The sequence below is a fragment of the Streptomyces durocortorensis genome (genome assembly GCF_016901035.1).
Lineage (GTDB): Bacteria > Actinomycetota > Actinomycetes > Streptomycetales > Streptomycetaceae > Streptomyces > Streptomyces durocortorensis.
Genome location: NZ_JAFEUF010000558.1, coordinates 1 through 480 on the forward strand (window position 1 = coordinate 1; position 480 = coordinate 480).

At 74.8% G+C, this 480-nt stretch carries 1 protein-coding gene; it reads right to left on the bottom strand.

What is annotated here, in order from left to right:
* Positions 1-480: DNA polymerase Y family protein (locus JS521_RS37305; RefSeq protein ID WP_275564257.1), on the bottom strand; the 480-nt coding region annotated here is incomplete at both ends.

The window sequence follows — 480 nt, forward strand, 5'->3', positions numbered from 1 at the left end:
GGTGGGTTCGGCGAGGGTCCGGGTGCGGGTGGTCTGGGAGCGGTCGGCGTAGGTAACGGTGAGCGTGAGCGCCTGGGTGATCTCGCCGCTGGTGCGCAGCCGGGCGCCGAGGTCCTGGACAAGGCGGAGGACGGTTCGGTGGTGCTGGTCGGGGTCGAGTTCGTCGCGGTCGAAGCGGTGGCCGGCGCTCATGGTCTTGGGGGCGGCGCCCGGGATGACGGGGCGCTCGTCGATGCCGTGCGCGAGGTCGTGGGCCTGGCGCGCGGCCCCGGTCCCGAGGATGCGCTGGAGGGTGGGGAGTCGGGTGTCGGCGATGTCGCCGACGGTGGTGATGCCGTAGCGGGCGAGGGCCCGGGCGGTCTTGGGGCCGATGCCCGGCAGGGCGGCGGTCGGCTTGGTGCGGAGGAACGCGGCGATCTCGTACGGGTCGTCCCGTACGACCGTGGCCGCGCCTGGCGGTGTGGCGTCGGCGGCCATGGC